The organism is Maridesulfovibrio sp. (assembly GCF_965230075.1).
GTDB lineage: Bacteria > Desulfobacterota > Desulfovibrionia > Desulfovibrionales > Desulfovibrionaceae > Maridesulfovibrio.
The window spans coordinates 788,671-802,645 of record NZ_OZ245945.1 but is presented as its reverse complement, the minus strand read 5'-3'; the positions used below and the strand labels follow the sequence as shown (position 1 = coordinate 802,645).

11 protein-coding genes, 2 tRNA genes and 1 riboswitch are annotated in these 13,975 nt (G+C 49.8%); of the genes, 9 read left to right on the top strand and 4 right to left on the bottom strand.

The features are described from left to right. The first annotated feature begins 4 nt into the window (after nt 1-4). From ACO05Z_RS03505 to ACO05Z_RS03495, 3 genes are all read left to right on the top strand, one after another. On the top strand, nt 5-1,114 hold the full coding sequence (locus tag ACO05Z_RS03505) for an amidohydrolase family protein (protein ID WP_421900548.1): 1,110 nt from the start codon (nt 5-7) through the stop codon (nt 1,112-1,114). A gap of 20 nt (nt 1,115-1,134) precedes the next feature. Then, nucleotides 1,135-1,329 carry a 2-hydroxymuconate tautomerase gene (locus tag ACO05Z_RS03500; protein ID WP_421900546.1) on the top strand — a complete coding sequence of 65 codons (195 nt, stop codon included), beginning with the start codon at nt 1,135-1,137 and terminating at the stop codon, nt 1,327-1,329. A 337-nt stretch (nt 1,330-1,666) separates the two neighbouring features. After that, nucleotides 1,667-1,957, top strand: a complete 291-nt coding sequence (locus ACO05Z_RS03495; protein WP_421900544.1) for a DUF2188 domain-containing protein — start codon at nt 1,667-1,669, stop codon at nt 1,955-1,957. Nucleotides 1,958-2,025: 68 nt separating this feature from the next. On the opposite strand, the gene ACO05Z_RS03490 is transcribed toward ACO05Z_RS03495, so the two are convergent. From ACO05Z_RS03490 to ACO05Z_RS03475, 4 genes are read right to left on the bottom strand one after another with little or no spacing between them, the layout of a single operon-like run. Continuing rightward, nucleotides 2,026-2,673, bottom strand: coding sequence for a cytochrome b/b6 domain-containing protein (locus tag ACO05Z_RS03490; protein WP_421900542.1), 648 nt, complete (start codon nt 2,671-2,673; stop codon nt 2,026-2,028). Between the two features lie 2 nt (nt 2,674-2,675). After that, nucleotides 2,676-4,304 carry a tetrathionate reductase family octaheme c-type cytochrome gene (locus tag ACO05Z_RS03485; RefSeq protein WP_421900540.1) on the bottom strand — a complete coding sequence of 543 codons (1,629 nt, stop codon included), beginning with the start codon at nt 4,302-4,304 and terminating at the stop codon, nt 2,676-2,678. A gap of 59 nt (nt 4,305-4,363) precedes the next feature. Beyond that, nucleotides 4,364-4,828 (bottom strand): iron-sulfur cluster-binding protein, encoded by a 465-nt coding sequence (locus ACO05Z_RS03480; protein ID WP_421900538.1) that lies wholly within the window; start codon nt 4,826-4,828, stop codon nt 4,364-4,366. Further along, nucleotides 4,821-5,807 (bottom strand): 4Fe-4S dicluster domain-containing protein, encoded by a 987-nt coding sequence (locus ACO05Z_RS03475; RefSeq protein WP_421900536.1) that lies wholly within the window; start codon nt 5,805-5,807, stop codon nt 4,821-4,823. Before ACO05Z_RS03475 ends, ACO05Z_RS03480 begins: the two co-directional genes overlap by 8 nt. Before the next feature lie 260 nt (nt 5,808-6,067). On the opposite strand from ACO05Z_RS03475, the gene ACO05Z_RS03470 reads away from it, so the two are divergent. From ACO05Z_RS03470 to ACO05Z_RS03445, 6 genes are all read left to right on the top strand, one after another. Next, nucleotides 6,068-7,444: a sigma-54 interaction domain-containing protein gene (locus ACO05Z_RS03470; protein WP_421900534.1), complete on the top strand. Its 1,377-nt coding sequence runs from the start codon at nt 6,068-6,070 to the stop codon at nt 7,442-7,444. A gap of 411 nt (nt 7,445-7,855) precedes the next feature. Beyond that, entirely contained in the window at nt 7,856-9,145 is a 1,290-nt protein-coding gene (locus ACO05Z_RS03465; protein ID WP_421900532.1) for a citrate synthase, read from the top strand. Nucleotides 9,146-9,335: 190 nt separating this feature from the next. Then, nucleotides 9,336-9,422 (top strand) — tRNA-Leu (locus ACO05Z_RS03460). 156 nt (nt 9,423-9,578) lie between these two features. After that, a tRNA-Leu gene (locus ACO05Z_RS03455) sits at nt 9,579-9,665 on the top strand. 157 nt (nt 9,666-9,822) lie between these two features. Then, nucleotides 9,823-9,958, top strand: a riboswitch (cobalamin riboswitch). A 257-nt stretch (nt 9,959-10,215) separates the two neighbouring features. Then, nucleotides 10,216-12,900, top strand: coding sequence for an adenosylcobalamin-dependent ribonucleoside-diphosphate reductase (locus tag ACO05Z_RS03450; protein ID WP_421900530.1), 2,685 nt, complete (start codon nt 10,216-10,218; stop codon nt 12,898-12,900). Between the two features lie 145 nt (nt 12,901-13,045). Continuing rightward, nucleotides 13,046-13,939, top strand: a complete 894-nt coding sequence (locus ACO05Z_RS03445; protein ID WP_421900528.1) for a hypothetical protein — start codon at nt 13,046-13,048, stop codon at nt 13,937-13,939. Nucleotides 13,940-13,975: the final 36 nt, after the last annotated feature.

Here is a 13,975-nt window from a genome sequence, read left to right as displayed (position 1 = left end):
AAACATGGATCGCAGGAAATTTCTCAAGCTGACCTCTGTCGGTGCTGTTGCTGTTTCGACTCAGGGAATCTTCACCTTAACCGGATGCAACAAGCAGAAAAAAAAGAAACCAGCCAAGGAAGCCGGATGGTTTATGTCCGGACCACCCAAGTACACAGTAGCTGACGCCCATTTCCATTATGTGGACTTCCTGCAGCAGACTGAAGGGACGGCAGAATTAATCAAGGCCATGAATGCCAACGGCGTGGAACACATCATGTTTTCCGGTATGCCGCTGGTCAAAAAATGGGATAAAGATGAGCCGGAAGCTCCCAAATACTACATGGAAGACAACTCCCGGACCTACTGGTATTCAGCTACGGATTTCCTTGTTGCCCGCGCAGTTCTCAAGTTGCCTGAGAATGAGCGTTACCGTTTCCATCCCTACATCTGCGCCTTCAACCCTACCGACAAATATGCTGTAGATCACATCAAACGCATGCTCGATGAATACGGCGACCTCTGGGAAGGTATCGGTGAAATATTCGGGCACCGCGACGACCTGACCAACCTGACCTACGGCGAAACCTCCCGGGCCAATCACGTAGCCCTTGATCCGGTTTACGACCTTGCCGCAGAAAAAGACCTTCCGGTATCGCTGCATAACAACTGTACCTCAAGGGTCAAACTGGACAATCCCATGTATATCTATGAGGTGGAAGATGCACTGGCGAAACACCCAGACACCCGCATCGTCTGGGCCCATGCCGGACTGAGCCGCTACCTGAACGTTGATCCCGTAAAATACACCGACCTGCTTGGTGAAATGATGGTCCGCCACGACAACTTATGGATCGATCTTTCATGGCTCATCTATGAGGACAACATCACTTCCGGCAAGCCGGAATATGACGTTAAAGACTGCTGGCTGAAGCTGGTCAAAAACTTCTCGGACAGATTCATGATCGGTTCTGATGCTGTTGGCAAATACGAAAATTACGCCTTCAACATCAGGAAATACTACACCCTGTTTGATAAACTGCCGGAAAAAATGGCCCGCAAGGTTGCCAAAGACAACTATATCTCGGTACTCCCTAAGCGAGTACGCGATAAACTGGCTGCAAGGCCCGCATAATAGATTTCAGGAGAAATGAAATGCCCATAATTAAAGTTGAAATGTTTGAAGGCAGAACCCTTGAACAGAAAAAAGAGCTAGTAGAAGTCTTCTCAAAAGAAATGGCTAGAATCACCGGATGCAGCGTGGAATCAATCTATATTGTCTTTGATGAGGTAAAAAAAGAAAACTGGGGAGCAGGCGGGGAGCTTTGTTCGGAAAAATTTCCGGACTAATCTTCACACTAAAACTGATAATTATAACAAAGCACTACAAAACAAACAAGCGAAAATGTAAATTATCTAGACTTTATCTATTGACTTCCATCTTCCCATTCTTATTTTACTGCTAAATATCACACTTGAAAAAAAGCTCCGTCTACGTTGGCGCGTAAACGGAGCTTCAAGGAAGTCAACAAGTTGCTCCCTTTCTTTTGGATGGAAAGATTTATGCACCTACCTTCTTCCTTGTCAAGTTCATTCACAACTTCGACAAAGGAGGATACATATCCATGCTCGCTATTTAATTCCCCCACTCCAATTTCCGATTTACTATCATTCACTAAACGAGTGAATGTCCCCCTCTCACTATAAATTCCCAGTTAATCTGGAAGGGACAGTTATGTCTAAAAAGACTACTCACGTTATGTATGACAGGGATAAAGGCGACTGGTATGTAAAAGATGGCGGTAACAGCAGAGCTTCGAGACGAGGATTTGATACTCAAAGAGATGCTCAGGACTGGGGTCGCAATCACAGCCGAAATGTTGGGTCTGAACTGCTAACACACAGAAAAGATAATAACCGGATCAGAAGTGCAGATTCACATGGTAACGACCCCTGTCCCCCCAAAGACAAAGCATAAATAGAATCAAAGCCCCGGTAGGATAATCCTGCCGGGGCTTTGTCATTTATTAATTTATCAACCAAACCCTACTTATCATGAACCTCCCATTCCTCAGCCTTGTAATCCTCGGAAACTTCTTCCCAGCCGGAGAACATGGCGGCGATGTGGGCGGTGATGGTGTGGCCGGTAGTGGTCATGTAGATGTGAACCACGAGAAAGGCCAGCAGGGCATAGGCGCAGGCCATATGGATGTTCGCCACTACGCTTAGGCTCAGGAAATCCAAGCCGTACTTGGGCCAGTCGTTGTAGGTCCAGTAGAGCAGTCCGGTAACCATCTGCAACGGGAGCAGGATTGCGGACAGCTTGAGGTAAACCAGACGTTGCAAGGGGTTGTGCTTGGCATCCTTACTCTTCTGCACCGGATGCTCCTCACCCTTGAATATGCCGGAAGCATAATACTTCGCCACTTCAAAGAGCTTCTTGGTGGTGGGGATATACTGCTTCCACTCCCCGGTGGTCAGCAGCCAGAAGATAATGAATACGAACAGAATCAACCAGCTGATGCCCAGAGTGTTATGCAGGTCCACGGCCTTTTCAAAGCCGAAAAGGGTGAATACACCATGCACTTCCAATCCGGTAACCATAAGCAGGATAATCAGGATGGCCTGAGTCCAATGCCAGAAACGCTCAAACTTGGAATAGAGGTAAATCTTCTTCATCTTATGTTCGCTCATGATTAGTCCTCCTTACGTCCTGACATGAATATGCGACCAAGGGCATGCAGGATGACACCTACTGCCGAAGCGAGCACGATGAACCAACCTCCAGCATCGACGACGGAAGAGGCATCACGTCCGGGCATGTAGAAGCAGGTCAGCTTATCAAGACGCCCCTGCTTGCTGTGGCACTCTTCACAGGCTACAGCGTTTTCCCTGGGCGCGACCATGTGAGTGGTCGGATAGACAAACTCGGTTTCCACAAATCCCACTTCGCCGCTGAAAGGCAGTCCGGCATACTTCATACCGTAAGCAACAGCATTTTCCCAATTGTAGCCCTTCCAATAAGCATCCTTATCCTTGCCGAAAAGGTGCGGGATAACTATGTTCTTGTTAACCTTGTCATAGGGGGTCATACCGCGATGCACCTTGAAGGGCATAATGCGGGAGTTCTTATCCTTAATAGAACCGACAGGCTTTGAGACCTGTACAGGCTTGGTCGGGTCGATGGTGGTCTGGGCGGTAATGGTATCGATGGTTCCGTTGAACCAGTAATATTCGGGAACAACGTTCTTTTCCCAACGCATATCGCCCTTCTTGGTCATGTAGACGGGCTTGCCCCATTCGCCCTTTTCAACATAAGGCTTGCCATCCTTCTTCTTGCCTGCGGTGGACCAGTCCCACCACATCTTGGTGGGCAGCTCGCGGGCGAAGGTCGGAATATGGCAGCTCTGACAAGCCAGCTTGTCAGTGTGATCGTTGAGCTTCATGCCCAGCTCGGACTTATGCGGCCTGTCACTGTGGCAGGATTCACACATAATCTTGGAACCTAAATCATCTTCCAGCAGAGACTTACGTTCAGTGGCAGCCGGAGTAGAATAGATACGGCCTGCGATGTCGTGCTTCACAGTGGTGTGGCAACGGGTACAGGTAAAGTTCTGCCCGTCCATGCCCATATGCACGTCGAGAGCCTTGGCAGGCTTAAGCATAGATGAATCGAGATCACCGTGCTTTACGCCATCACCACCGCCACCGTAGAAATGGCAGGTTCCGCAATTCTTGCGGGTCGGGCGGCCCACAGACTGGGCAACCTTGTTCCATTCCGGGGCGGCGTAGAACTTGCCGTTACCCTTGAACTTCTTACCCGGCGGTGGTGCGGGGTTACCTGCGCCCGAGGGAAACTTCTTGTAGGTTCCGGTCTGCTCATGGCAGACGAGACAGTCGATCTTTTCCTGAGAGGTAAAATCGAAATCCTTGTTCTTCCAGCCATAACCCGCGTGACAGGAAGTACAGCGCGGCTCATTGGACTGGATATTAATACAAAAGTTGTTAACCACCAGACCGCCCTTACCGACCTTAAGCTCCTTCTCCGCCTTGGGATCGAGCCAGGTCCAGTGAATGGTCTTGTGAAACTGGTGTCCGGCCTCGGTGTGACAGGTCAGACAGGCCTTGGTCACTTCCGGACCGCTCTTAAATGGTTGCTTCAGCGCATCGAACTTGGAATGGTCAGCCGTGATCCATAGCTCCTTACCCTTGGTAGCCTGACGGGCCATTTCCCTACCCGGGGCAGTATCCCCGGCGGCAAATGCGCTTGCGCCCAGAAAGACCACCGCCGACAGCAGCAGTACTGAGTTCCGCATTAACTTCATCTCCACCCTCCAATAGTTATTAATAACCGGGGCATCGGCACCCCGGCGACTTTACTTCATTAGCGCCGAAAGCCGGGTAATCCCTCCAGATAAGGCTTACGTCCCCTGAAAAAGACGTACATGGCTACTACTCCCAGCAACATTGCAAACCCCAGATGGGTCCAGTCGACAATCATGACCGTGAACGGATCAAAGGTTACTGAGTGCAGGTTCTTAACCACCCGCAATACTCCGGTTCCCAGAACTGAAACATAGAGCACAACGCGCAACATGCCGGAGGAAGTCAGCTTGAAACGCTGCTTCCCGGCCAAGACAAATACAGTCAGCAGATACAGGGCCATAAAAAGTAGAACTGCACCGAAAAGGTAATGAATCTTATTGGTCAGGTAGTAATCAGCCAGCCAACCAAAACCGGGAATATCCGCGATGTAATAGCGCTTGAATATGGGCATCTGGGCCACCCCGGTAAGGGCCATTATGAAAATGGTCAGCTTAAAGAGCCGTGCAAAGATAGGGCTAGTCATGATCCTTCCCCCCTACCTTGGATGAAAAATAGTCCCCGGCCTTGATCAGTCCGGCTGCAATCCCTGCAAAGGGTGCAATTCCCACTGCATAAGCCAGCTTTTCCTCATCAGCCATGGAATCTTCAACTGCGGAAAGACCGGGCTTTCCGGGGCCCTTTTCTATTGCCTCGTTAAGCAGTTCAAAAGGTACCGGGGAAAGATAAATGGTATTGGTGCCGCCGTTTTCTTCCTCACCGTAGATAAACCAGTTGTTCTGCTTAGCCAGCTCATGGGCCTTGGCGATAATTTCACTGCGCGGACCAATGGTCTGTACGTCTTCGGGACAGGCTTCAATACAGGCCGGAAGCTCACCCTGATCAATGCGGTTGTAACAGCGGTCACACTTGTACATGACTCCGTTCCCTGCAAAATTAGGTAACAGCCGCAGGTACAGCCCCACCCCGGTCTGGCGCTGCGGAATATGCCATGGACAGACCGCACGGCACTTGGCCCCACCAAGACAGACATCCTCATTAATACGCACGATGCCGTTCTTCTGCTTTCCTGCTGCCCCCCACGGACAGAGATTTGCGCAGGGAGCATTGCGACAGTGCAGACAACGACGAGGAATGTTGATTTCGTGAATCTGACCTTCGAACTCCACTTCTGCACTCTGGATATAGAGCCAGTTGTAAGGAGTCAGGCGGTCATCAACATCCCTGCGATCCGACCAGTCCTCAACCTTCACCCGTGATGTGGGATACATTTCGGGGTAAGGCTTCTTGGGTTCGGGAAACTTGGGGGAATTCACCTCACGGCATGCAGAGACGCACTCACCGCAAGCGATACACTTTGAAAGATCCAGCAGGGTGCAGAGTTCTTCTCCACTGCTACCCGCTGCCGCAGCAACATCACGGGCAGGAAGGAGCATGGCAGCGCTCCCGGCTCCCAGCCCCTTCAAGAAATTCCTTCGCGAAATTCCATTCTTCTTATCTGTCATATGTTTTCCTTTGCGAACTGCAACAATTTCAGCTTCATCATGAAACGGGTTGCTTATTACAAAGCAGAAACCATACCTACTTTTACTATTCTCCAAATAATTACCATAAATCCTTTATTTATGGCTAGCAGAGCTAATTCTTTTTTTTGTTCTCACGGCTCTTGAACTAACAAAACACTTGCACATATGTACACGCACATGTTCAAATACAGTCAAATATTAAACACTTGAACACTTTTTAAACACTGGACAAAAAAACTATGACTGAGCAGGATATCGACCTTTATTTGCGGGAAGTCATCGATACCATGAGTGACGGACTGATCATTATCCGTCCGGACGGGACCATAATGATGGTCAATGACGCCCTGCTGCGCATGACCGGATTTTCCAAAGATGAATTGCTGAACAAGCCCTGTTCAGTATTGGGATGTGATGCCTGCCAGCGCTCAAGGGCTGAGGGAAAGCAGCATTGGTGCAGACTATTCAACACCCGCAAGGAAAGCCGCAAGAACTGCCACATTATTGATAAGAACGGCAATTACCTGCATGTGCTTAAGAATGCCTCCCTGCTCATGGATGATGACGGCAGCATCTTAGGAGCAGTGGAAACCGTCACCGACATCAGCGAACTTGACCGCAAGGAACTGAAAATACGTGAACTTTCTCAGAAGCTGAGACATGAGGAAAACGGGTTCTGTGGATTCGTAGGCCACTCCCCGTCCATGCAGAAGGTTTACACCCTGCTTGGCAAAGCAGCCCGTTCCGATGCTCCGGTCATTATCTATGGAGAATCAGGCACAGGTAAGGAACTGGCCGCACAGGCCATCCATGAAATGAGTTCGCGCGCTGACAAGCCTTTTGTACAACTCAATTGTGCCGCGCTGAATGAATCCTTGCTGGAAAGTGAATTATTTGGACATGTGAAAGGAGCCTTCACCGGGGCTTACCGCCACAGGCAGGGCCGATTTGAAGAAGCTGCGGACGGCTCCATTTTCCTTGATGAAATCGGTGATGTACCCTTGCCTATTCAGGTTAAACTGCTGCGGGTACTGGAAACGCGTTCCTTTGAGCGGGTCGGGGAAAACATAAACCTGTCCATGGACGCCAGACTTATTACTGCCACCAATCAGGACCTCAGCCAGTTGGTACAGGAAAAACAATTCCGTGAGGATTTCTTCTTCCGCATCAATGTCATCCCGGTACATCTGCCACCCCTGCGTGAACGCAAGGAAGACCTGCCGCTGCTGGTGGATCATTTTATCGATATAATTGAACATCTCGAACACAATGAAGGTCCGGCCCCGGAAACCATGCGTAAACTTATGGAATACCATTGGCCCGGAAATGTGCGCGAGCTGAAAAATGCGCTGGAATATGCAGCAGTGGTTAAAGACAGCGGCCCGATCCTGCCGGAGCACCTGCCGCCCCAGATCAATGCAGCAGCAACCGACAACTGCCCGTGCCCGGAACAACCCTACTCAGTTACCATGCCCGACGAAAAGCAGGCACTTATCAATGCCCTGAAACAGGCCGGAGGCAATAAAAGCAAAGCCGCGAAAATTCTCGGAGTCAGCCGGGGAACCGTCCATAACCGTATGCGCAAATATTCGGTCCAGTATCGTCTGGATGAGTAATCACATTTCATAGAATCCGCACCATTGCTGAATTTTATGCGGACTGAAAAGCTTTTCTAGAAAGATTATACTGCCGTCACTACTGGACTTTTCGGCTGTTTTTGCGTAAATACTTTTCCAACATCGGGAAATAGCACTCGCTGTTTCCCCGCAAGTCGCCGTACAACCATTTACACTGGCGCAGCAGGTACCAAAGCCCTGCCCAGTCCGAAAGAAATCACATTTCTGCCCGCTTACATATCCGGATCAGCTAGGAAGCACACCTTGGGACCGGACCGCAAAAACCGGCATCAGGCAGGTTTGCACCAAACTGGCTTACAGTGCGCAAACCCTGCATTTGAGTGGTGCTTGATTTTGCCAAGAAACAGAACTTCTCAATAGCGGCACAGACCCTTAACCGGAGGACAAGACATGAGCGATAAAGACATTGCGATCCTTAAGTATGACGGCAAAGAATACGAACTGCCCGTAATCCATGGAACAGAGGGTGAGACCGGCATCGACATCACCAAACTCCGAGCGCAAAGCGGTCTGATCACCTATGACCCGGGCTACGGCAATACCGGCTCCTGCACCAGTAACATCACTTTTGTTGACGGCGAAAAAGGAATTCTGCGCTACCGCGGCTATCCCATCGAAGACCTTGCCAAGCATGGTAAATTCGTTGAAACCGCATGGCTGCTAATCTTCGGCGAACTTCCGCTCAAGGAAGACCTTGCCCGTTTCTCCGCCCTGCTTACCGCGGAAGAACTCATTCACGAAGACCTGCGCCACCACTTTGAAGGCTTCCCGGCCCATCGCAACCAGCCCATGGCTATTCTCTCCGCAGTTATCAACGCGCTGGGCAGCCACAACCCGGACCTCAACGACATCACCGACAAGTCCGAATTTTTCCTTGCCGTTGGTAAAATCATTTCCAAGGTGCGGACCATCGCGGCCTTTTCATACCGCAAATCCATCGGCCGCCCCTTTGTCTACCCGGACCCGGAACTGAGCTACTGCCACAACTTCCTGCACATGATGTTTTCCATCCCCTACAAGCAGTATGATCCGCCCATTGAAGCTGTTAAAGCTCTCTCGCTGATCTTCCAGCTGCACGCGGACCACGAGCAGAACTGCTCCACCTCCACGGTAAGGATGGTCGGCTCCACACAGGCGAACATCTTTGCTTCCGTATCTTCCGGCATCTGCGCCCTCTGGGGCCCTCTGCACGGAGGAGCCAACGCTGCGGTTATCGACATGCTCGAAACCATCAACAACGGCGACTACACCATCGACCAATACATTGAGAAGGTTAAGAAGAGAGAATGCCGTCTCATGGGCTTCGGGCACCGCATCTACAAGAGCTTTGACCCGCGTGCGAAAATCCTCAAAAAAGCGACCCACGACCTGCTCCAGCACGGTTTCAGCGACGAATTGCTGGACATCGCCATGCAGCTTGAAGAGCGTGCCCTTTCCGATGATTACTTCATCGAACGCAAACTTTACCCCAACGTGGACTTCTACTCCGGCATCATCCTGCGTGCGCTGGGCATCCCGGTTGCCATGTTCCCGGTAATGTTCGCCATCGGCCGCATGCCCGGCTGGATTGCCCACTGGTACGAGGATTATACCAACCCGACATCAAGAATTAATCGTCCGAGACAGATTTACACTGGCGAAACTCCAAGAAATTACGTACCTATAGATTTCAGGAAGTAAATCTAGTCGATATCGGTTCGAGGCTTATCCGGCCCCGGAACGATGGATATACCTACCCGGATATGCCCGTAATCCCGCCCCGCACAAGGGATGAGATTACGGGCAATACTTTTTTAAGGACTCGGAATTTAAATTTTTATAAAAAAGACTTGCAATTCACAGGCGATATTTATAAACAGTTCTTCGCCGTGCCGAAGTGGTGGAATTGGTAGACACGCTAGGTTCAGGGTCTAGTGGAGGTTTCTCCGTGGAAGTTCGAGTCTTCTCTTCGGCACCATATTTCTAGAAAAAGCCGCAACAATTGTTGCGGCTTTTTTGTTTTACTGCTCCAAAAGCAACAGCACCTTATAATTTCAACTCAAGATATAATTTCAGACACTCAAAAAAGTTCTTGCCAAACCCACACCATATCTCTATACAGATTCTTCGCCGTGCCGAAGTGGTGGAATTGGTAGACACGCTAGGTTCAGGGTCTAGTGGAGGTTTCTCCGTGGAAGTTCGAGTCTTCTCTTCGGCACCATATTTCCAGAAAAAGCCGCAACAAATGTTGCGGTTTTTTTGCGTTCTGGCCTTCGAGAGGAGTTCAGCCTTACTGCTCACTGGGTTAAGGGTGCTTTTGATATAAAAACGGCAAAAAATTATTGACCGCAGATTAAGGTTTGTTAAACTTCTTCCCCGTTGATTTTCCCACTTCAGGATTTTATCAATTTTCAGGGAACCCGTTTAAAATACGGGGCGGTTCTGCCGCTGTAATTCAAATCCTTTCCAAGGATCATGATAAGCCAGCACCCCTGCCTGAAGCGTATCTGCGCTACGCAGATTAATTGCCACCTCAATTCAAAAATGCAGACCACGCCTACTGGGCCTCCTGCAGCACAAGTCAAAAAGTTTGTCTCCATCAGGGGAGCATTGTTGCCGACAAATATGTTCGAATAGGATATCATTTGCCCATGCTGTTGTTTTGCCTTGTGAACTCCGCAAGCAACTAAACACACAGCCGTGCCCCTTGCTTTGAAACGGATATTTTTGACCCCGGCCTGACAAAGGCCATCCAAAGGATCTTCATCACAATGACTGAACAATCTGTTATTACCCGCGAATCAGCTAAAATGGCTCTGGAAGAACACACCCGTTTTCAGGAAACCGTCAGCTCCAAAAAATATCAGATCCGTGACCGCAAAGGACGTCTCCAAGAACATTCATTTACCGACGTCAAAAACAGACTTTGCCGTGAATACCTAAAACACTCCCAGTTTGATAATAACGAGAACGAACAGGTCTGCGAAATGCTCCAGTCAGGACGCTTTATTCCCGCAGGCTCCATACTTTCCGGCCTTGGAAATGAGCATGCCAAATGCTCGCTCAGCAACTGCTATCTGGCTAAAATCGAATCCGATTCCCTTGAAGGTATCTTCGAAGCCCAGAAAAAGCTGGCCCGCACATACTCCTATCGCGGAGGAAGTGGTATCGATATCACCATCCTGCGTCCTTCCGGGGACCCGGTAAACAACGCTGCGGTAACTTCTTCCGGTGCCGTAAGCTTCATGCCTCTTTTCAGCGAACTGACCAACACCATCGGCCAGAACGGCAGACGCGGTGCACTGATGATCTCCCTCGACATCCGCCACCCGGAAACCCGCCGCTTCATCTGGTGCAAAAGCAAGCCTGAAGAAATTTTCGGCGTAGATTCCCTGACCGGTAAAGTTCAGGACGTATTCGGTGCCAACATCAGCCTCAAGGTTACTGATGAATTCATGCAGGCTGTGGAAGAAGACAAGGACTGGACCTTCATCTTCCCTGACAGATTCAAAATCAGTGGCAAAATTATTGATGAATCCACCCTGCAACTGCTCCCGGAAGTATACGAAGCCCTGAATCCGCAGGTCGGTGACCGCATTGATGCCGAGATCACTTACAAGGTTATCGGGATTGATTCCAAAAAGTACCAGATTAAAGTGCAGCCGGATCTTCCGGTCAACGGCCACAGTGCAGCCCTTGCCGAGGAAACTCTGACTTTTGTCCTTTCCAGAAAGCGCAACGAAACATCAGACATCTTTGATCCGGTAAAATCCGTTTACAACTCCCTCTGGGACGGTGACTACAGCCGCTGGCAAGAGCTTGGACTTCCCATCAGAAAATACGACACCGTAAAAGCAAGGGACCTGCTGGAAGAAATCAGTGAATCCGCATGGAAATCCGGAGATCCGGGCATCCTCTATCAGGACACAACCCAGCGCAACACCCCCGGCACATACATTGATCCCCTGCGGTTGAAGCCCATGTCCACCAACCCCTGCGGTGAACAGGCCCTTGGTTACTGGAGCAACTGCCTGCTTGGAGCCATGGTTCTGTACCGTTACGTGGTCAACCCCTTCACCAAGGAAGCACGTTTCGACAGCGATCTTTTCCACGATGACCTGACCCGGACCATGGCCTTCATGGACACCATGTCCGACCTCAACCAGAACAAGCACCCCCTGCAGAAGCATCGTGATGCAGACAAATACGGCAAACGGATCGGCATTGAATTCACCGGGCTTGGCGATATGCTGGCCATGCTGGGCATGCGTTACGGCAGCGATGAGTCCATTGAATTCATCAAAGGAATCATGCGCGACAAGGCCATCACTGAAATCTCAGTAAGTGCGGACATCGCTGAACGCTTCGGTGAGGTTGAAGCACTTAAAGAGAAGGATGCACGCCAGCGTTTTCTGGACTGCCCCTATATCAGCAAACTTGAATTGCCCAAGAAGCTGCAAAAGAAAATCCTGAAAACAGGTCTACGCCATACCGCTTTCAACACAGTCGGACCTTCCGGTTCCATTTCCATCATGTCCGACAACTGCACCTCTGGTATCGAACCTGTTTTCATGTTCAGCTATGCCCGTGAGACAAGGCTTGAAGCAGGTAAGGTCTTCGAGTTCATCCACATGCCTCCGCTGAAATGGATGCTTGAGACCAATCAGGAACACCTGTTCGGCAAATACACTGCCCAGCAGCTCAAGGATAAGCTGAACTACGTGCAGGCAGATGAACTGGATTACATGGACCGCATCCGCATGCAGGCCGCAATCCAGCAGTATACCGATAGCTCTATCTCCTCGACCATCAACCTTGCCGAAGAGACACCCAAGGAAACCATATTCAAGATCTACCTTGAGTCATGGAAAAATGGCCTCAAGGGTGTGACTGTCTTCCGCAACGGCTGCAAAAAAGGTGTGCTGAGCAAGAAAGAGGAACCCAAGGAAGCCGATCCGACCATGCTGGGCCAGAACCCGACCCTAGTTGAAAGGGAACTGGGCGACATAGAACGCGCCGAACGGCACCGGGTTATGTGGAAGGGTTCCAAGATGTACATCATCGTATCCTTGGATGAGACCGGGAACCCCATTGAAATATTTGTTAAGCTGCCCAAGGAAGCAGGTGTAACCGGAGACGGGTTCTACAATGAGCAGGTCTTTCAGGAGAAGTACTCCCTCTGGGAAACCATCACCCGTTTGACCAGCATGCTACTGCGCGTGGGCATGCCTATTGACCGCATCCTGACCCAGCTGGACCGCTCCAGCTACAACATCATTGATGCGGCAGCGATCATCTCCCGCATCCTACGCCAGTACATCTCACTGGACATGGATGACCAGACTATCGTTTCCAAAGGTCTTGGTGATCCCTGCCCCGAATGCAGCAAGAAAGCATACGTCCCTGAAGGAGGCTGCAAGATATGCAAGGCTTGCGGGTACACTACCTGCGGGTAACCCAAAGTAAGCCGAATATTCCGACAACATGTTTAGATTTAGAAGCCGCAACGAAAGTTGCGGCTTTTTTTGTATCCTTGCCTTATGTTCAGCTTTTGTGCAAAAATCATAGACCTGAAAACATAATCTTTGAAGCAGGTCATAAATGAGAATATTTATTACAGTACTTCTGTTTTGTTTCACTCTTCCTTCCATCGCTTTCAGCAGCGAAACTATTACGATAGCCATCGAAAGAAACGCCCTTGAACGGATTCAAGCTCTTTCTGAAATACTGAATGTTCCAATCGATAAACTGGAACAAATACCGGACGTAAAGATCAACAGAACCACGGCGGATGTCATCATCCTGCTGAGATCTTTAAGGATGGGCGGCATCAGTTCACCAATAGAATACATCGAAGTACCCAATGCACGCCGCTCCACTGCGGAAGTCGCACGTGGCCGGGCCGTACTTTGCAGCCAGCAGCTGAACGAGGACACCATCGCTGTTCCGGGGTATAAGGATGCTTTTCTGGTCAGTGCTCCAATCACCAGATACGGGGAATTTCAAAAAGGATTCTACACTCTACTGGAGAATACAGAACTCCTTACGGCAAGAAGCGCAACTGAAATAAACCAACGCGGCAAAGGCATAATCGGGCAGCACTGGAATAACGACAAGCAGGTATTGCAGAACATGGGCATAACAAATGTCATTGACGCACCGACCTTTGACTGCATGGTAAAAATGCTAAATGCCGGACGGGCGGACTGGATACCGCTTGAGATTGCAACCACTCAAGATTTCAGCAAGGTCCTAAACGGTATTCGTCTTATCCCCATACCGGGAATTAAATTTTCGCTCCTTGAGAGCAGGCATTTCTTTGTTTCCAGAAAACACCCCAGAGGAAAGGAAATATATGGCGCGCTGCAAAAAGGAATCAAAGAACTGCGCAAACGAGGCTTCATCCACAAAATCCTGACTCAGGCCGGAGTCTTTAATCCTCGCACTGATTCTTGGACCATTTTGAATGCTGAGGAAATGAAAAAAGGAAAATAGCCTTTAAGTTCGGATGCATATAAATAAAAAGCCGCA